General features: G+C 67.2%; 13 protein-coding genes, 1 tRNA gene and 1 pseudogene. 2 read left to right on the top strand and 13 right to left on the bottom strand.

Annotated elements, in window-relative coordinates; all coding sequences use genetic code 11:
• Positions 1–513 (top strand): annotated as a pseudogene (locus tag NS365_RS23710) (integrase core domain-containing protein); the annotation flags it as partial.
• A gap of 48 nt (positions 514–561) precedes the next feature.
• Here NS365_RS23710 and NS365_RS17815 read toward each other — a convergent pair.
• The 13 genes from NS365_RS17815 to NS365_RS17755 all read right to left on the bottom strand — a co-directional run bounded on the left by NS365_RS17815 (position 562) and on the right by NS365_RS17755 (position 12,006).
• Positions 562–651 (bottom strand) — tRNA-Ser (locus NS365_RS17815).
• A 372-nt stretch (positions 652–1,023) separates the two neighbouring features.
• Positions 1,024–2,097 (bottom strand): ABC transporter ATP-binding protein, encoded by a 1,074-nt coding sequence (locus NS365_RS17810; protein WP_058601644.1) that lies wholly within the window; start codon positions 2,095–2,097, stop codon positions 1,024–1,026.
• 179 nt (positions 2,098–2,276) lie between these two features.
• On the bottom strand, positions 2,277–3,095 hold the full coding sequence (locus NS365_RS17805; RefSeq protein ID WP_058601643.1) for a carbohydrate ABC transporter permease: 819 nt from the start codon (positions 3,093–3,095) through the stop codon (positions 2,277–2,279).
• A gap of 204 nt (positions 3,096–3,299) precedes the next feature.
• Positions 3,300–4,226 (bottom strand): carbohydrate ABC transporter permease, encoded by a 927-nt coding sequence (locus NS365_RS17800; protein ID WP_058601642.1) that lies wholly within the window; start codon positions 4,224–4,226, stop codon positions 3,300–3,302.
• Positions 4,226–5,560, bottom strand: a complete 1,335-nt coding sequence (locus NS365_RS17795) for an ABC transporter substrate-binding protein (RefSeq protein WP_058601641.1) — start codon at positions 5,558–5,560, stop codon at positions 4,226–4,228. The genes NS365_RS17800 and NS365_RS17795 overlap by 1 nt, the downstream gene beginning before the upstream one ends.
• 70 nt (positions 5,561–5,630) lie before the next feature.
• The gene (locus NS365_RS17790; protein WP_058601640.1) at positions 5,631–6,308 is read right to left on the bottom strand and encodes a GntR family transcriptional regulator; all 678 of its coding nucleotides are present in this window, start codon (positions 6,306–6,308) and stop codon (positions 5,631–5,633) included.
• Between the two features lie 14 nt (positions 6,309–6,322).
• On the bottom strand, positions 6,323–7,210 hold the full coding sequence (locus NS365_RS17785) for a dihydrodipicolinate synthase family protein (RefSeq protein ID WP_058601639.1): 888 nt from the start codon (positions 7,208–7,210) through the stop codon (positions 6,323–6,325).
• Positions 7,211–7,322: 112 nt separating this feature from the next.
• Entirely contained in the window at positions 7,323–8,228 is a 906-nt protein-coding gene (locus NS365_RS17780) for a DMT family transporter (RefSeq protein WP_058601638.1), read from the bottom strand.
• A gap of 119 nt (positions 8,229–8,347) precedes the next feature.
• Positions 8,348–9,079, bottom strand: coding sequence for an amino acid ABC transporter ATP-binding protein (locus tag NS365_RS17775; RefSeq protein WP_058601637.1), 732 nt, complete (start codon positions 9,077–9,079; stop codon positions 8,348–8,350).
• Positions 9,057–9,716 (bottom strand): amino acid ABC transporter permease, encoded by a 660-nt coding sequence (locus tag NS365_RS17770; RefSeq protein ID WP_058601636.1) that lies wholly within the window; start codon positions 9,714–9,716, stop codon positions 9,057–9,059. Before NS365_RS17770 ends, NS365_RS17775 begins: the two co-directional genes overlap by 23 nt.
• Positions 9,713–10,384 (bottom strand): amino acid ABC transporter permease, encoded by a 672-nt coding sequence (locus tag NS365_RS17765; protein ID WP_058601635.1) that lies wholly within the window; start codon positions 10,382–10,384, stop codon positions 9,713–9,715. The genes NS365_RS17770 and NS365_RS17765 overlap by 4 nt, the downstream gene beginning before the upstream one ends.
• 100 nt (positions 10,385–10,484) lie before the next feature.
• Positions 10,485–11,273, bottom strand: coding sequence for a transporter substrate-binding domain-containing protein (locus NS365_RS17760; protein ID WP_058601634.1), 789 nt, complete (start codon positions 11,271–11,273; stop codon positions 10,485–10,487).
• Positions 11,274–11,286: 13 nt separating this feature from the next.
• On the bottom strand, positions 11,287–12,006 hold the full coding sequence (locus tag NS365_RS17755) for a GntR family transcriptional regulator (protein ID WP_058601633.1): 720 nt from the start codon (positions 12,004–12,006) through the stop codon (positions 11,287–11,289).
• A 214-nt stretch (positions 12,007–12,220) separates the two neighbouring features.
• Between NS365_RS17755 and NS365_RS17750 the strand changes: the two genes are divergently transcribed.
• Positions 12,221–17,470: a DUF4011 domain-containing protein gene (locus NS365_RS17750; protein ID WP_058601651.1), complete on the top strand. Its 5,250-nt coding sequence runs from the start codon at positions 12,221–12,223 to the stop codon at positions 17,468–17,470.
• Positions 17,471–17,673: the final 203 nt, after the last annotated feature.

Below are 17,673 nucleotides of genomic sequence, written 5' to 3'. Positions count from 1 at the left end.
TGCTGCGAGGCCTGGAACAAACTCGTCAATCAGCCCTGGAAAATCATCTCCATCGGCATGCGCGACTGGGCACATCGGTTCTGATCAGTGCCCGTTGGTATAAGTCTACCGACGTCCTCGATGTCCTATCCGACTCTTTATCCTAAGCGGCGTGCCAGGACACATCCGCTCCGACAATGGCCCGGAGTTCATCGCCAAAGCGGAGCCGACTGGATCGCCCCAGTCTGTGCGCGGACCTCCTTCATCGGACAGGGCTCGCCTTGGGAAAACGGGTGCTGCGAGAGCTTCAACTCACGGCTCAGGGACGATTTCCTGAATGGCGAGATTTTCTACAGCCGCGCCGAAGCTCACATCATCATCGAAAGCTGGCGGGGTCACGACAACACCAAGCGCCTCCCCTCGAGCTTAGGCTACCGCCCACCCGCTCCAGCCGCCGTGCCGTGGCCGGTTGCACTACCCCAGCCCGCTTCGCCGGCAACCTCAACCATGGTCGCCATACCCACCATGCATTAGATTCAAATCCGGCCACTAATGAGGGTGGGCCAGAGTCTTAATCCTAAATGGCGGAGAGGGAGGGATTTGAACCCCCGATACGGTTGCCCGTATGCCGCATTTCGAGTGCGGTGCATTCAACCACTCTGCCACCTCTCCGTTTGAGGTTGGCTCCGAAGAGCCGCAGGCGACGAGCGCCTTGTGTGGTCGACGCCATGTGGCGTTGGAGGCTGATTAATGAAATCGCGGGGTGATGGCAAGGGCCAAACGGCGCTCGTGTCGGAAATCTGTCATGGGTGGTCAGCTTGGCGCAAGCTGCGCCATGGAACTGCCGGACGCGAGGCTGGATGATGGAAGCGCCGTGCTGAAGTCTTCTCGGTTGGCGGGCGCGCCTTGGTGGACGCGGGCGATCCTCGAAGCAGACGGAAAGGGGCTTTCCGGCGCATGGAAGGCATTCGCCGGAAGTCGTCCACCAAAAACCTTGCGGGTCGCGGATCGCCCAGCGGTCCGCTCCCTCAGGCGCGTGCTCGGTCAGGCGCGCGCTTCGCCAGCGCCGAGGCGCATGCCGTTGGCGCGGTCGAAGAGATGGCTGGTCTTGGGCTCGACATGAACAGGGACGATCTCGCCCGGTCGCAGGGCCAGGCGCTCGCGGAAGAGGCAGGAGATGGGCTGGTCGCCGAGTTTGCCGGCCACCATGACCTCCGAGCCCGTGGGCTCCACCACCTCGACGCGGATCGGCACGCCGCCTTCGCCGATGCGCACATGCTCGGGGCGCACGCCATAGGTCGCCTCGCCGGGAGGCACCGCGCCGAGCCCGGCGGGAAGGGGAAGGCGCAGGCCATCGCCGGTCACGAATCCGTCGCCCTCGACGCGCCCTTGGACGAAATTCATCGACGGCGAGCCGATGAAGCCGGCCACGAACGTGTTGGCCGGGCGGTCGTAGAGATCGAGCGGCGCGCCGACCTGCTCTACACGCCCATCGCGCATGACGACGATCTTGTCGGCCATGGTCATGGCCTCGATCTGGTCATGCGTGACATAGACCGTGGTGGTGCCGAGCCGGCCATGGAGGTTCTTGATCTCGGCGCGCATGGAGACGCGCAGCTTGGCGTCGAGATTGGAGAGCGGCTCGTCGAACAGGAAGACCTGCGGATCGCGCACGATGGCGCGGCCCATGGCGACGCGCTGGCGCTGGCCGCCCGAGAGCTGGCGCGGGAAGCGGTCGAGAAGGCTGGAGAGGCCGAGAATGTCGGCCGCCGGCTTCACGCGCTTCTCGATTTCGGCTTTCGGCACGCTCTTGAGCTTCAACGCGAAGGCCATGTTATCGGCCACCGACATATGCGGATAGAGCGCGTAGTTCTGGAACACCATGGCGATATCGCGTTCCTTGGCCGGCAGGTCGTTGACGACGCGCCCGCCGATCAGGATGTCGCCGCCCGAAATCTCCTCCAGCCCTGCGAGCATGCGCAGCAGCGTGGACTTGCCGCAGCCGGACGGGCCGACAAGGACGACGAACTCGCCGTCCGCGATGTCGATCGACACGCCATGGATCGTGGTGACGCTGCCGAAGCTCTTCTTCACGTTCCGGATGGTGACGGAGGCCATGAGCGGTTCCTTTTCGAACTGGGGACGAGACCCGCAGGCAAGGTAGGGGCGAGAGACGTTCGCGGTTTCAAACGGGTGCGAAGCTCAAGCGCGGCCTGCGGCGGGCCATGCATTCGTGACAAGGGCGAGGTGGAAAAGACCGGCCGATCCGGCCCGCGTCTTCTCCCCGCGTTTCGAGCTTATTTCACAGCGCCTGCCGTGAGGCCGGCGACGATCTGGCGCTGAGCCAGAAGGGTGAGGATGAGGACGGGCAGGGTGACGACGAGAGCGGCGGCGGCGAGCGGCCCCCAGCTCACCTGCTCGAAGGAGAGCATGTTGTAGACGGCGACGGGCAGGGTGCGGGTTTCGCGGTTGGCGAGCACGATGCCGAAGACGAAATTGTTCCAGGAGAAGATGACGGCAAGGATCAGCGAGACCACGATGCCGGGCCGAGCGATGGGCAGCGCGACCTTGGCGAAGACCTGCCAAGCGGAAGCGCCGTCGATGCGCGCGGCCTCTTCCAGCTCCAGCGGCGTCGTCTCGAAATAGCCGATCATGACCCAGATCACGATGGGCACGGTGACCACGAGATGGATGATGATCTGCGGCCAGAGCGTGCCGAGCAGGCCGAGATTCTGGAACAGGAGGAAGAGCGGAATGAGGAAGGACAGGCCCGGCGTCATGCGCGCGATCATGATGACGATGGCGGCCTTGTCGGCCTTCAGCCGGGCGATGCCGTAGCCGGCGGGCACGCCAACGAGAAGGGCGAGAAGGGTCGCCATGCCGGTGACGAGAACCGAGTTCCAGAAATAAAGGAGGAAGTCGTTCTCCTGGAAGATCTTGGCGTAATTGCCCCAGGCGATGCGCTCGGGAATCAGGACCGGCGGATAGGCGCCGTTGTCGATCTCGAATTTGAGCGAAAGCGACAGCATCCAGACGAAGAAGAAGACGGCGGGCGAGACGAGGACGAGGCCAAGAAAGAAGAGGCCGATCCGGTCGAACTGGCGGCGAAGCGTCATGAGGGTCCTCCGAGCGTCTATCACTACCTCCGGGAGGAGGGTGTTCGAGGGGGTTTCGTCAGTCGTTGCTGCGCGAAGCGCAGTGGATGCTGGGGGCCGAGGCCAAGCATTCGGGACAGTCCGAAGGACGGGCGAGATATTAGGCTCGCCCTGGCCAGTGGAAAGACCCGACCAGCCGACCCTGCGAGGTGTTGATCGGCGCTCTTAATCGTTCCACTTCGCGCGCTGCTTCAGGTGAAGCATGACGAGCGACAGTGCGATGATGACGGCGAAGAAGACGACGGCGATGGCCGAGCCGTAGCCGATGTCGTAATAGGAAAAGGCGACGTTGTAGAGATAGATGTTGATCGTCTCCGACGCCGTGCCCGGCCCACCCTGGGTCATCGCATAGATGATGTCGAAGCTCTTCAGCGCGTCGATCGAGCGGATGATGACGGCGACCATCATGAAGGGCGCGATCAGAGGCAAGGTGATATAGCGGAACTTCTGCCAGCCATTGGCCCCGTCGATCTCGGCGCCCTCATAGGGCTCGCGCGGCAAGGAAGCGAGGCCGCCCAGCACGATCAGCATGACGAGCGGCGTCCATTGCCAGGTTTCCACCAGAACCAGCGAGGGAATGACGGTGGACTGATCGTAGATCCAGGACTGCTCGGGCAGGCCGACCACCGACAGGAGATAGTTGAGAACGCCGAGCGAAGGGTTGAACATCATGGTCCAGACCAGCGCGATGGCGACCGGGGTTGCCATCATCGGCATGACGAAGATGGCGCGCAGCACGCCGCGCAGCGGCATCTTGGAATCGAACAGGACGGCCGCGAAGGTGCCGAGCACCAGCGGCGCGACCACCGAGAGGATCGTGTAGAACAAGGTGTGCCCCATCGACTCCCAGAAGCGGGTGTCGGTGAGAAGCCGGGCATAGTTCTCCAGGCCCACGAAGGCGGTGTCGCCGCCGAGCCGCCAGGAATGGGCGCTCATCCAGGCCGTGAAGACCCAAGGGAAGACGATCACCGCGCAGGTGACGGCGAGCGCGGGAATGACGAAGGGCCAGTAGAAGGGGCGAAGGCGCTTGCGCTTTCGCGGGGCGGCCGCAGCCGCCTCCGTCTCGTCGGCTCGGGAGATCACGGCGCTCATCAGGCCTCGCTTCGCTCCAGGATCGGCTTGAACTGCTCGGTGGCTTTCTTCAGCTCGGCCGCCGGGTCGCCGCCGCCCAGAAGATTGGTGAGGGCGACGCCGTAGATGTCGCGGAACTCGGTGATCGGGATGATCACCGGCAGCGCGATCTGGCTGACCTTGGCGGAGGCGGCGATCGCATCGGCCCATTCGGCCGGCATGGTCACGCCCTTGCGCACCTCGGGGTCTTCCACGATCGATGTGCGGAAGGGCACGCCCGCGCCCGCCTGGAACAGGCGCGCGCCCATTTCCTTCGAGACGGCCCATTGGCAATAGAGATAGGCGGCTTCCTTCTTGGTGGAGGCCTCCGTCACCGCGATGCCGTCGCCGAGCGTCGGCGCGGCGGGACCGGCCGGGCCGGCGGGCACGACATGATAGCCGACCTTGCCGACGACGCGGGAAAGTTCCGGGTTCTCCAGCGGCGCGGCGAAGCCGCAGCCGTCGAACCACATGCCGACCTTGCCCTGGAGGAAGGCGGACTGGCATTCGGCCCAGTTGAAGCCGGTGACGCCGCGCGGCGCGCATTGCGTCATCAGATTCTGGTAGAGCTTGGCGGCCTCGACGCCCTTTTCGTCGTCGGCCAGGATCTTGCCGTCCGGCCCGATCGCCTGCTGGCCGAAGCCGAGCATGAGCGAGGTCCAGACCGGCGTGTTGGCGTTCTTCATGCCGCGCGCGACGAAGCCGGAGGTGCCGGCCGACTTGTCGGTGAGGGCTTTCGCTGCTTCCAGCATGGCTTCGAACGTCTCGGGGAAGGCGATGTTCTTGGCGCCGAAGAGTTCCTTGTTCCAGTAGACGATCCAATAGTCCACGGAGAAGGGCAGGGCGCGGATGCGGCCTTCGCGGTCCTTGGCATAGGACAGGCCGGCGGGGGCGAAGTCGCTTTCCTTGAGCGAGGCTTCGGTGAGCGTGGGGTCGGCCATGAAGGGCGAGAGATCGGCCAGCCAGCCGGCCTTCTCATATTGCCGCTTCTGGGCGTGGAAGCTGATATGGATGACGTCGAAGCTCGGCTTGCCGGAGGTCAGCTCGATCACCGCCTTCTGGCGCTGCTGCTGCTCGGGCGTGGCTTCCGCATTGACCTTGATGCCGGTCAGCGCCTCGAACTCGGCCTGATATTTGCGCAGGAGTTCGCCGCGCGGGTTCTTGGTGAGGTTCACTTCCAGCGTGGTGCCGGCGTGCTTCTTCCAGTCCACGCCAGCGGCGAAGCTCGGGCGGATGCCGCTGAGCGCGAAAGCGCCCGCGGCGGCGGTGCCGGCCAGGAACTGGCGGCGGGACAGGGCGATCGTGCGATGGGTCATGTGGTCTTCCTCCCCTTTGGTGGCTCCGGGCGGCGTCCTCCAACGACCTGTCCCGGCGCGCTCGTCCGTTTCAGACGGTGAGCGCCAATCGTCTGGCATTGTCGATATGGGCGGCGATCGCTTCCGTGGCGCGCGCCGGGTCGCGGCTTTCGATGGCGGCGATCACCTGGAGATGCTCGCGCATGACGGGCACGACGCGCCCGTCGATGCGATAGCGCTCCTGATGAATGAGGCGCAGTTTCACCGAGTTGACGCGGTAGGCCATGGCGATGATCGAATTGCCGAGCGCGTCGATGAACGTGTCGTGCAGCCGCCAGTCGATCGCCTGCGCCCTGGCCTCTTCCTCTTCCGTCAGCTTGCGCGACAGCGCCAGCGCCAGCATCGCCTCGTGCTCGGCGCGCAGGGCGGCGATCGTGGCGTCGCTCGCTTGAACCGTGAAGACGCCGATCGCCTCCTTTTCCAGAAACAGGCGGAACTGAAAGGCCTCGCGGATGAGGTTCAGGTCCACATGGGCGATCTGGATGCCGCGCTGGGGCACGGTGACGAGAAGGCCTTCGGATTCGAGGCGCGGAATGATCTCGCGGATGGCGCCGAGCGGCAGGCCGGTGCGGGCGACGAGCTGGCGCTGCGAGACGAACTCGCCGGGCAAGAAATCCCGCGCCATCAGCTTTTCGATGATGCTCTCGTAAGCCCGCTCGCGCAGCTTGAGAGCATCCCCGCCTCGACCCTTTCCGACATCGGCGTCCACGCGTCGGCGCTCCGTCAGGCCGCTTGGGACGCGTTGAGCGCGTCGTAGATCGCGCCGAGGCGCGCCGCGCCTTCCGCAGGCGTCGAGACGAGCGGCGCGCGCACCCGCGCGAAGCCAGCCTCGCCCGTGCGATGGGCGACCAGCGCCTTGACCGCCGGCGTCACCGGGAAGGTCAGCACCGCGTCCACCAGCTCATGCACACCCTTGTCGTCGCGCCCTTCGCGGATCATCGGCAGAAGCCGCTCGGGCAGGAGATTGGCCATGCCGGAGATCGCGCCTTGTGCGCCGAGCCGCACGCCAGCCGCCAAGCTCCGCTCGTCGCCGATCAGGATGGCGATGTCCTTGTGCTCGGCCAGAAGCCGCTCGGTATAGGGCCAGTTGCCCGAGGAATCCTTGACGCCCGCGATGGCCTTCGGGAAGGCCGCGCGAATGCGCCCGATCAGCGGGACGGAGAGTTCCACCGCCGTGACCGAGGGGATGTTGTAGAGGATGATGCCGCGCGCCTTGGCTCCCAGCGCGCCCAGCACTTGGTTGAACCAAGCGAAGACGCCGTCTTCCGACACGTTCTTGAAATAGGAGGGCGGGGCGAGAAGCACGCCGCGCGCGCCGGCCTCCAGAAGCTCGGCCGCCTGTTCGGTCGCGTCGCCGGCCGCATTGGCCATGACGCAGCCGATCGTCTGTGCGGGCGCGATGCCGGCTTCACGGAAGGCGCGGATGAGGCTGGTGCGCTCCGTGCGCGAGACCGACGAGCCCTCGCCCGTGGTGCCGAACAGCGTGACGCTGGAACAGCCCTGATCGAGACACCAGCGCGCGTGACGCGCCATGGCGCCGCTGTCAATCGAACCGCTCTCGCCCAACACCGTCACCAGCGCTGCCGACAAACCAAAACCCTGATCGCCCACGAAATCCTCCCGCGTTTCCTAACTGCTAACTGACATGTCAGTATCATGTCAATGTGCGGTCGGCGGAGAGTTGTTAATTTTCTGTTTCACGTGAAACAGCGCTTGGGGGCGATCAGGCTGTGCGGGCAAGTCGCCGGGCGGGCAGGGTCATCATCACGACGCTGGCGATGACGAAGACGAGCCCGACCCAGGCGCTGGGCTGCGGCACCTCGCCGAGGAACACCATGGCGATGCCGACGCCGATGGGAACGCGCAGGTAGGCCTGCGCCGTGGTGCCGATCGAGCCGATGCGCGACAGGAGATTGAAATAGAGAACGAAGGCGAGCGCGGTGGAAAAGACCGAGAGCGCCAGCAGCGCCAGGATGGAGCTTTGCGAGGGCGCGAGCGTCCACGGGTGGTCGAGCACGAGGCTGAAAGGCAGGAGCACGATCCCGCCCCAGAGGAGAGAGCCCGCCGCCGGCATCATCGGGTCGAGATCGCGGAACGTGCGCCCGAAGGTGACGGCCGCGCCATAGGCGACGGCGGCGAACACGATGGCGCCTTGCGCCAGAAGCGCCTCGTTCAACCCGCCGAGCGCGGACGGGCCGATCACCAGGCAAATGCCGAGAAGCCCCAACAGGACGCCGACGAGCTTACGACCCGTCACAGCCTCGTGCCGCGTGACGAGCGCGTTGATCAGAAAGGCGAAGACGGGCGTCAGCGAGTTCAGGATCGTGACGAGCCCGGCATCCACGTATTGCGAACCCCAGGCGACGAGCGTGAAGGGCACGACTGTGTTGAGCCCCGCCTGGATCAGAAAGCGCTTGGTGTTGCGCCGGTCGGTCGGCAGGCGAAGGCCGCGAAGGCGCAGGATGACCAGAAGCAGGCTACCGGCGATCAGCGTGCGCACCGCGATCAGCGTCACCGGGGGAATGGTGGCGACACCGAGCTTGATGAAGGAATAGGACGCGCCCCAGAGCGTCGCCAGCGACAGCAGCATCAGGAGGCTGACGGCAAGGCGAGGCTGGGTATCCGTCATATCAGGCTCTTTCGGGCATCGGGCGGGAGCGTGCGGGCGGGTCGATCCCGCGCGCCCCGCTCTTGGCCCGAAGGCCTTCGAAATAGCAAGCTGCCCCTATCGCCTCCGCCGGCGCGGCCTCACGCCTGCCCGTGGCCGAGGAAGCGCTGAAGCTCGGGCGTCTTGGGGTTGCCGAACAGCTCTTCCGGCGGGCCGATCTCGTGGACGCGGCCCTCATGCATGAAGACGACGCGCGAGGCGACCTCGCGGGCGAACTTCATCTCGTGCGTCACCATCATCAGCGTCATGCCCTCGGCGGCGAGTTCGCGCACCACGGCCAGAACCTCGGCCACGAGTTCGGGGTCGAGCGCCGAGGTGATCTCGTCGCACAGAAGCGCGATCGGCTGCATGGCGAGCGCGCGGGCGATGGCGACGCGCTGCTGCTGGCCGCCCGAGAGCTCGTCGGGATAGGCGTCGAACTTGTGCCCCAGCCCGACCCGCTCCAGCTGCCGGCGCGCCATGGCCTCCGCCTCGGCCTTGGGCACCTTCTTCACTACGGTCTGGCTCAGCATCACGTTGCGTCCGGCCGTGAGATGGGGAAACAGGTTGAACTGCTGGAAGATCATGCCGACCTTCAGCCGCAGCGCCTTCAGATGCGTTTCGTCGGGCAGAAGCTGCGCGCCGGCGACCAGGATCGAGCCGCCGTCGATCGATTCCAGCCCGTTGATGCAGCGAAGCAAGGTGGACTTGCCCGAGCCGCTCTTGCCGATGATGGCGATGACCTCGCCGGGCGCGACGTCGAGATTGATGCCTTTCAGGACCTCGTTCGAGCCGAAGCGCTTTTTGACCTCAGTGACCGCGATGAGCGACATTGAGCTTCCTTTCGAGGATCTGCGAGGACTTGGAGAGCGGCCAGCACAGCGCGAAATAGATGAGCGCGACGAGGCCATAGACGGTGAAGGGCTGGAACGTGGCGTTGGTGACCACCGTCCCGGCCTTGGAGAGTTCGGTGAAGCCGATGATGGAGGTGAGCGCCGTGCCCTTCACCACCTGCACCGAGAAGCCGACGGTGGGCGGCACGGCGACCCGGAGCGCCTGGGGCAGGATGACATGGCGCATCTGCTGGAGCCGGCCCATGCCGAGGCTGGCGGAGGCCTCCCACTGGCCCTTGGAGACCGATTCCACGCAGCCGCGCCAGATTTCGGCCAGGAACGCCGCGCTCCAGAGCGTCAGCGCCGAGCCGGCGGCGAGCCAGGCCGGCACGTTCACGCCGAACAGGCCGAGCCCGAAGAAGATCAGGAAGAGCTGCATCAGGAGCGGCGTGCCCTGGAGAAGCTCGATATAGGCCTTGGCCGCGCGCTGGATGGCCTTGCGCGGCGAGATGCGCCCGAACAGGACGAGAAGGCCGACAAGGCCGCCGCCCGCGAAGGACACAAGCGAGAGAACCACCGTCCAGCGCGCCGCCAGAAGCAGGTTGCGCAGGATGTCCCAGGTCGAGAACTCGATCATGCGGGCCTCCGCTTGGGGAAGAGGGCCGAGCCGAGAAGCCCCATGGCGCGGCGCACGAGAATGGCCAGCGCGAGATAGATGATGGTGGAGACGAGATAGGTCTCGAAGGCTCGGAAATTGCGCGACTGGATGAAATTGGCGACGAAGGTCAGATCCTCGACCGCGATCTGCGAGACCACGGCCGAGCCGAGCATCACGATCACCACCTGCGAGGAGAGCGCCGGCCAGATGCGCTGGAGCGAGGGCACGAGCACGACATGGCGGAACGTTTCCCAGCGCGTCATGGCGAGGCTCGCGCCCGCCTCGTACTGGCCCTTGGGCGTCGCCTCGATGCCGGCGCGGATGATCTCGCAGGCATAGGCGCCGAGATTGATCGTCATGGCGAGATAGGCCGCGCTCATCTCGTCCATCTGGATGCCGAGGCCCGGCAGGCCGAAGAAGATGAAGAAGAGCTGGATCAGGAAGGGCGTGTTGCGGATCATCTCGACATAGGCCGAGACCGGCCAGCGCAGCGCCTTGGGCCCGAGCGCGCGGACCCAGGCGCAGGCGATGCCGACGAGAATGCCCAGCGTGCCGCCCACTAAGATGAGCTGAAGCGTGACCCGCACGCCGTTGAGAAGCGCCGGCGCGTAAGGGGCCAGCCAGGAAAAGTCGAACTGATAGGGCATGAGGCCGGGCCTCTGGAAGCTGAACGAGACAGGAAGCTGAACGAGAACGGCAAAGGCGACCCGCCACGAAGAGCGGATCGCCTTTCGGGTCGGTGTCGGATTACAGGCCGGCCGGCAGGTCGGTCTTCAGCCACTTCTGGGCGATGGCGTTCAGCGCGCCGTCCTTCTTGGCCTCGGCGATGATGGCGTCCACCTTGGCCTTCAGCGCGTCGGCGCCCTTGGGCAGGCCGATATAGCAAGGCGAATCCTTGATCAGGAACTTCAGCTCCGGGCGCTTGGGCGGGTTGCGCTCGATGATCGCGGCGGCGACCACGTTGCCCGTGGCGACCAGCGGCACTTGGCCCGACAGGAAGGCCGAGATCGTGCCGTTATTGTCCTCATAGCGCTTGATGGTGGCGTCGGAGGGCGCGACCTTGGTCAGCTCCAGATCCTCGACCGAGCCGCGCGTGACGCCGATGGTCTTGCCGGCCAGTTCCGCTGCGTCCTTCACCTGGATGTCGGCCGGGCCGAACACGCCGTTGTAGAAGGGGGCGTAGGCGGTGGAGAAGTCGATCACCTTCTCGCGGTCCGGGTTCTTGCCGAGCGAGGAAATCACCAGATCGACCTTGCCCGTCTGGAGGAAGGGCACGCGATTGGCCGAGGTGACGGGCGTCAGCTCGAGCTTCACACCCATCTTCTCGGCGATGAGCTTGGCGACATCGATGTCGTAGCCCTGCGGGGTCATGTCGGTGCCGACCGAGCCGAAGGGCGGGAAGTCCTGCGGCACGGCGACCCGCAGCGTGCCACGGCTTTCGATATCGGACAGGGCATCGGCCGAGGCCGGCAGGGCCAGCGAGACGAGCCCGGCGAGCGCGAGGCCGGCGGCGAGAAGCGAGCGACGATGGATCATGAGGCAGGGTCCTTCAGAGTGTAGAAAAAGCGGGTGAGGCGAGGGCGCCCGTGGGGTCGAGCGAGCGCCGGAGATCGGCGAGAGGGTCGGCCGCGATGTCGAGATCGAGGCCGGCTTCCACCTCGTCGAGATGCCGGATGGCGAGGTCGGACGCGGCCAGCCGGTCGCCGCGCGCCAGCGCCTCGACGATGCGGCAATGGCCGAGATGCGATTCCTCGGCATGGGTCGTGGACTGGTAGAGCATGGAGATCAGGATCGTGCGGGCCGTGAGGTCGCGCAGGATTTCGCTGAGGACCGGATTGGCCACGATATCGCCAAGCCGGATGTGGAAGTCGCCCATCAGGCAGACGAGGCGGGGATGATCGCCCGCCGCCATGGCGGCGCGCTCGTCGCTCAGATGCGTCTGGAGGAGCGCCAGATGCTCGGGCTCCAGCGCCGGCATGATGCGCATCATGCCGGCCTCCACGGCGCGGCGCGCCTCGAAGACGCGCTTGGCCTCGGTCGACGAGGGCTCCACCACGAACCAGCCCCGGCGCGAGCGCACCTCCACGATATGGCGCGAGGCCAGCCGCATCAGCGCCTCGCGCACGAGGGTGCGCGACACGTTGAACAGGCTCGCCAGTTCCCCTTCGCCCAGCCGCGCGCCGGGGCGCAGACGGCGCGCCAGGATCGAGCGCAGAATCACGGCGTCGATGGCGGCGGAGGGGGACGGGAGAGAGGGGCGATCTTGCATACAAGACTGAAGTGCAAGCTCCGTGCCAAACACTCACGCCTTGCGGCACAGGAGCTGTCCACCATGGATGGATGTTTGGATGCCTATTTCGCGGGCTTTTTGTGCGCTGCGTCATCACCTATTGCGGCCCAGCAAAGGAAGCGCGGCGACGCGAGCCCTTCTCAAACGGCGCGCGCTGCATAGGATGCGCGCACGAAAGCGAGGGAGCATGGGCATGATGGACGGGACCGAAGGCGTCGAGGGTGAGGATGCCTTGCGGCCGGAGATTGCGGTGGAGGCGCGCGAAAGCCTCACCTACGCCTCGTTCCAGAACGCCGTGCCTCTTCTCTCAAGCCTCGCGCTCCACCATCCCGGCCCCGAGACGCTGGACGGGCTGCGGCTGGAGCTGTCCTCCGTGCCGCCGTTCCTGCGGCCGAAGAACTGGGCGATCGATCGTCTCGGGCCGGGCGAGACGCTGGCGCTCGGCGACCGGCGCGTGGAACTGGACGCCGCCTATCTCGCGGGGCTGAACGAGGCCGAGCGCGGCGAGCTTCGCTTTCGCTTAACGCGCGGCGATGAGATGCTGGCCGAGACGGTCCGGCCCATCCGGCTTCTGGCGCGCGACGAATGGGGCGGGGCGGGCGACATGGCCCAGCTTCTGCCCGCCTTCGTCATGCCGAACGATCCGGCCACCGCGAAGATTTTGCGCGCGGCGGCCGATATGCTGGTGGCGCACGGCCATTCCGGCGCGATGGACGGCTATCAAAGCGGCGATGTCAGGCGCGCCTATATGCTGGCCGCCGCGCTCTACACGAGCGTCGCCGGGCTTGGGCTGCATTATGCCGAGCCGCCCGCGAGCTTCGAGCAGCGCGGACAAAAGATCCGCCGCCCGGCGAGCGCCCTGAGCGACGGGCTCGCCACCTGCCTCGACACGAGTCTGCTTCTGGCCGCCGCGCTGGAGGCGGCGGGGCTGAACGCCGTGGTCGTCTTCGTTTCGGGCCATGCGGCCGTCGGCGTCTGGCTCTCCAAGCGCACCCTGCCGCGCGCGGTGGAGACGGACGCCATGGAACTGCGCAAGGCGCTGGCCGGGCGCGAGCTTCTGGTGTTCGAGACGACGGGCGTGACCTTTCGGCCGGCCATGGGCTTCGAGCAGGCCTGTCGCGACGGCGCGGCGCTTCTGGCCGAGGGCGCGCGCCGCGCCTTTGTCTGCGCGGTGGATGTGGCGCGCTCGCGCAGCGGCGGCATCCAGCCGCTCGCCTCGCACGACCCCGCCGCACCGGGCGAGGCGGAACCAAGCGCCGAGCCCGCCGCGCCGGCCCTGCCCGCCATGCCCGATTTCGGTGCGATGCCGGCGGAAAGCGTCGAGGACAAGCCGACGACGCCGGGCGGGCGCATCGATCGCTGGCAGCGCAAGCTCCTCGATCTCTCCCTGCGCAACAAGCTCCTGAATTTCAGCCAGACCGGCTCGACCGTGCCCTTCCTCTGCCCGGACGCCGCCGCGCTGGAGGATCGGCTGGCGGCGGGCGGGGCCATGCGCCTCGTCTCCATTCCCGAGCAGAATCCTGTCGGCGAGCGCGACGAGACGCTGTTTCGCGAAACGCGCGGCGAGGACTTGCAGGCGCGCTTTGCGGCCGACGCCTTGGCGCGCGGCGAACTGGCCTCCACCCTCGACCAGAAGACCTTGGAAGCGCGGCTCACCGCGCTGTTTCGCCAGTCGCGCAGCGACATGGCCGAGGGCGGCACCAACACGCTCTATATCGCGGTCGGCTTCCTGCGCTGGAAGAAGAAGCCCGAGGACGAGCGCGTCTACCGCGCGCCGCTTCTGCTTCTGCCGGCCAAGCTGGAGCGCCGCAGCGCCTCCTCGCCCTTCCGCCTCGTGCATCACGAGGACGATATCCGCTTCAACGCGACGCTGCTCCAGTTTCTGGAGCGCGATTTCGGCCTGAAAGTGCCTTCGCTCCAAGGCGAGCTGCCCACTGATGAGACCGGTATCGACGTGGCGGACGTCTTGTCGCGGATGCGTCAGGCGGTGCGCGACGTGCCGGGCTTCGAGGTGGTGGACGAGACGGCGCTCGGCACCTTCTCCTTCGCCAAATATCTGATGTGGAAGGACCTGACGGAGCGCACCGACGCGCTGCGCCAGAACCGCGTCGTGCGCCATCTCATCGACACGCCCGAAGAGGCCTTCGCCGACCCCGTGCCCTTCCGCGAGGCGCGCGAGATCGACCGGGCCTATGCCCCGGCCGACATCGTGACGCCGCTGCCGGCCGATTCCTCGCAGATCGTCGCGACGCTGGCGGCGGCCGAGGGCAAGGATTTCGTGGTGATCGGCCCGCCGGGCACGGGCAAGAGCCAGACCATCGCCAACATGATCGCCCATTGCCTCGCGCATCGGCGCACGGTCCTGTTCGTCGCGGAGAAGACCGCCGCGCTCGATGTCGTGTATCGCCGCCTGCGCGAGCATGGGCTCGGCGAGCATTGTCTGGAGCTTCATTCCTCCAAGGCCGACCGGCGGCACTTCCTCAGCCAATTGCGCAGCGCCTGGGAAAGCGGCGCGGCGCGAAGCGGGGATTGGGTGGAGCTGAACGGCCGGCTCAAGGTGCAGCGCGACGCGCTGAACAGCTATGCCGAGGCGCTGCACCGCGAGGCGCGCTGCGGCTGGACGCCCTATCGCGCCATGGGCGTGACGCTGCGCGGGGCCGAGCAGCACGCGCCCGCACTTTCCTGGCCCGCCTTGGACCAGCATGAGGCCGCTCATTACGCCGCGCTCGAAGACCTCGCCGAGGGGCTGGGCCGCACCATCGCCGCCGTCGAAGCGCGCCCGAGCCTCGCGCTGGTGGATGTGGACGAATGGACCTCCGCCTGGGCCGAGCGCCTCCTGGCGCAGGCGCGCGCCGCACGCGAGGCGGCCGAGGCGCTGGCGCAGGCCGCCACGGCGCTTCGCGCCCGCATCGGCATGGCCCCGGCCGGATCCTTCAGCGTTCCCGACGCACGCCGCCTCGCCGCGCTGGCGGCCGCTCTGAAGCCGGGCGAGGGCGCGCTCGCCTTCGACCCCGGCTTTGCGGAGCTGCGCGAGAACTTCGGCGCGCTGGAAGCCGCCGTCTCGGCCTTCCGCACGGAAGAATCGCGCCTCTCGGCCACCTATGAGCGCGAGGAGATGGCGCGCATTCCGGTGGAGGATCTCGACCGCCGTCTGCGCGAGGCCGGGGCCAGCTTCTGGCCCTTCTCCTGGTTCAAGCGGCGCGGCGTCGCCAAGCTGCTCCAGACCTATGCCCGCTCGGGCACGGCCGTTCCGGCGAGTGACCTGCCGATCCTGCGCCGGATGCAGGCCGTCGCGGCCCAAGTGCGGGCGAGCCCGCTCGCCGGGCGGCTCAAGGGCTTTGCCGGGATCGACAGCGACCTTCCGCGCCTGTCCGCCAGCCTCGTCTCGGCCGAGCAACTGCGCGCCGCCGTGATGCGTCTGGGCGAGCCGACGGGGGAAACGGGTGCCATCGTCGCCGCTCTCCTGCGCGCGCTGCCGGAGCTGACCGAGACGAGCCCGCTCAGCGAGGCCGCCCGCGCCTTTGAAGAGGCCGAGGCGGGCTGGCTGGAGGCCGAGCGCCAATGGCGCGAGGTCAGCGGCGGCGTGCCGCTCGGCGCGGCGCAAGGCGAAACGCTGGACAGCGTGTCCGCCGCGCTCGCCGATCTGGGTGCCAGCGCGGGCCTCCTGCGCGACTGGACGTCCTGGTGCGCCATTCGCCGCCGCGCGCTGGCCGAGGGGTTGGCTCCACTCGTGGCCGATCTGGAAAGCGGCGCGGTGCGGCCGGGCGAAGCGCGCGCCGCCTTCGCGCTCGCCTATGCCCGCTGGTGGCTGCCGCTCGCCATCGACGCTGACCCGCGCCTTCGCGATTTCCGCCGCTTCAGCCATGAGCACGCGATCGACGATTTCCGCAAGCTGGACGATCTCGTGCGCAAGGCGGCCTCGCAGCGCATCCGCGAGGCGCTGGCCCACGGCCTGCCCGATCCGCAATCGGTGCCGCGCAAGTCCGAACTCGGCCTCCTGCGCCATCAGATGGAGCTGAAGCGCCCCAGCCGCTCGATCCGCGAGATGATCGGCGCCATGCCCGAAAGCTTCGCGCGTCTTGCGCCTTGCGTTCTCATGTCGCCGCTCTCGATCGCGCAATATCTCCCGCCCGATCAAGCCTTGTTCGATGTCGTGATCTTCGACGAGGCCTCGCAGATCACGACATGGGATGCGGTCGGCGCGGTGGCGCGCGGCCGGCAGACCATCATCGTGGGCGATCCCAAGCAGCTGCCGCCGACCAATTTCTTCGGCCGCACCGAGACGGAGGACGAAGCGCCCGAGTTCGAGCGCGATCTGGAAAGCATTCTGGACGAGGCCAAGGCCTCCGGCCTGCCGGTGCACGATCTGCGCTGGCACTATCGCTCGCGCCATGAATCGCTGATCGCCTTCTCCAACCATCATTATTACGACAACCGGCTGATCACCTTCCCCTCGCCGGTGACGCAGGACCGCGCCGTATCGCTGCGTCATCTGCCCGATGCCGTCTACGACCGGGGCAAGAGCCGCACCAATCCGGCCGAGGCGCGCGCCATCGCGAAGGATGTGGCGAACCGTCTGCGCGCCGCGCTGGGCCTGCCGGAGGCCCAGCGGCCGACGCTCGGAATCATCACCTTCAACAGCCAGCAGCAGGGCCTGATTCAGGATCTCCTCGATCAGGAGCGGCGCGACGATCCCGTGCTCGAATGGTTCTTCGAGGATGAGCGGCTGGAGCCGGTCTTCGTCAAGAATCTGGAAAACGTGCAGGGCGACGAGCGCGACGTGATCCTCTTCTCCATGACCTTCGGCAAGGACGCGGCCGGCAAGCTCGCGATGGATTTCGGCGCGCTGAACCGGGAGGGCGGCGAGCGGCGCTTGAACGTGGCGGTGACGCGCGCCCGGCAGGAATTGCAGATCGTCTCCTCGATCAAGGCCGAATCGATCGACCTGTCGCGCTCCAAGGCGGCGGGCGTGCGCCATCTCAAGACCTTCCTCGACTATGCCGACCGGGGCGCGGTGGCGCTGCCCGCCACGGATCAGGGCTCGCTCGGCGGCGTCGAATCGCCCTTCGAGGCGGCGGTGGCCGAGGCGCTCTCGCGGCGCGGCTGGCAGATGGTGACGCAGGTCGGCGTGTCCGGCTTCCGCGTCGATCTCGCCATCCGTCATCCTGACCATGCCGGCGCGTTTCTGGCGGGCGTCGAGTGCGACGGGGCGACCTATCACCGCTCGGCCACGGCCCGCGACCGCGACAAGGTGCGCGAGCAGGTGCTGCGGGGCCTGGGCTGGAATATCCTGCGCGTCTGGTCCACCGACTGGTGGTTCGACCCGATGGGCGCGACCGTGCGGCTCGATCAAGCGCTGAAGGGGCTGGTGGCCGAAAGCCGCGCGCGGGACACGGCGGAGCGGGAGGCGAGCAAGGGGGAGGCGGCCGGCGCGCCCGCCTGAGCGGGGCCTCTCGCAGGAGCCGCCTGCGGAGGGCAACGGCTTATCTCGCTCGCCGCACTCCGATCGAGCAGGGCGTTGCCGCCCTTCTCGCGCCTGTTCTCGCCGCTCGAAGAGAGTCACGTCGCTGGCTGCGAAGCCTCCCGTCTGAAGGGCAGCGGCCGGTGGCTTCGTAAGGCCAACCTGCATTTTGCCGACGAAATCGG

The organism is Aureimonas ureilytica (assembly GCF_001475935.1).
In the GTDB taxonomy this organism is placed as follows: domain Bacteria; phylum Pseudomonadota; class Alphaproteobacteria; order Rhizobiales; family Rhizobiaceae; genus Aureimonas; species Aureimonas ureilytica_A.
Note: the sequence above shows the minus strand (reverse complement) of the source record. Positions and strands in the feature narration are given on the sequence as shown.

What these genes read in the sequence shown, in the direction of transcription:
- NS365_RS17810 (WP_058601644.1), bottom strand. Translation starts at nt 2,097, where the DNA reads ATGGCCTCCGTCACCATCCGGAACGTGAAGAAGAGCTTCGGCAGCGTC.
- NS365_RS17805 (WP_058601643.1), bottom strand. Translation starts at nt 3,095, where the DNA reads ATGACGCTTCGCCGCCAGTTCGACCGGATCGGCCTCTTCTTTCTTGGC.
- NS365_RS17800 (WP_058601642.1), bottom strand. Translation starts at nt 4,226, where the DNA reads ATGAGCGCCGTGATCTCCCGAGCCGACGAGACGGAGGCGGCTGCGGCC.
- NS365_RS17795 (WP_058601641.1), bottom strand. Translation starts at nt 5,560, where the DNA reads ATGACCCATCGCACGATCGCCCTGTCCCGCCGCCAGTTCCTGGCCGGC.
- NS365_RS17780 (WP_058601638.1), bottom strand. Translation starts at nt 8,228, where the DNA reads ATGACGGATACCCAGCCTCGCCTTGCCGTCAGCCTCCTGATGCTGCTG.
- NS365_RS17775 (WP_058601637.1), bottom strand. Translation starts at nt 9,079, where the DNA reads ATGTCGCTCATCGCGGTCACTGAGGTCAAAAAGCGCTTCGGCTCGAAC.
- NS365_RS17770 (WP_058601636.1), bottom strand. Translation starts at nt 9,716, where the DNA reads ATGATCGAGTTCTCGACCTGGGACATCCTGCGCAACCTGCTTCTGGCG.
- NS365_RS17765 (WP_058601635.1), bottom strand. Translation starts at nt 10,384, where the DNA reads ATGCCCTATCAGTTCGACTTTTCCTGGCTGGCCCCTTACGCGCCGGCG.
- NS365_RS17760 (WP_058601634.1), bottom strand. Translation starts at nt 11,273, where the DNA reads ATGATCCATCGTCGCTCGCTTCTCGCCGCCGGCCTCGCGCTCGCCGGG.
- NS365_RS17755 (WP_058601633.1), bottom strand. Translation starts at nt 12,006, where the DNA reads ATGCAAGATCGCCCCTCTCTCCCGTCCCCCTCCGCCGCCATCGACGCC.
- NS365_RS17750 (WP_058601651.1), top strand. Translation starts at nt 12,221, where the DNA reads ATGATGGACGGGACCGAAGGCGTCGAGGGTGAGGATGCCTTGCGGCCG.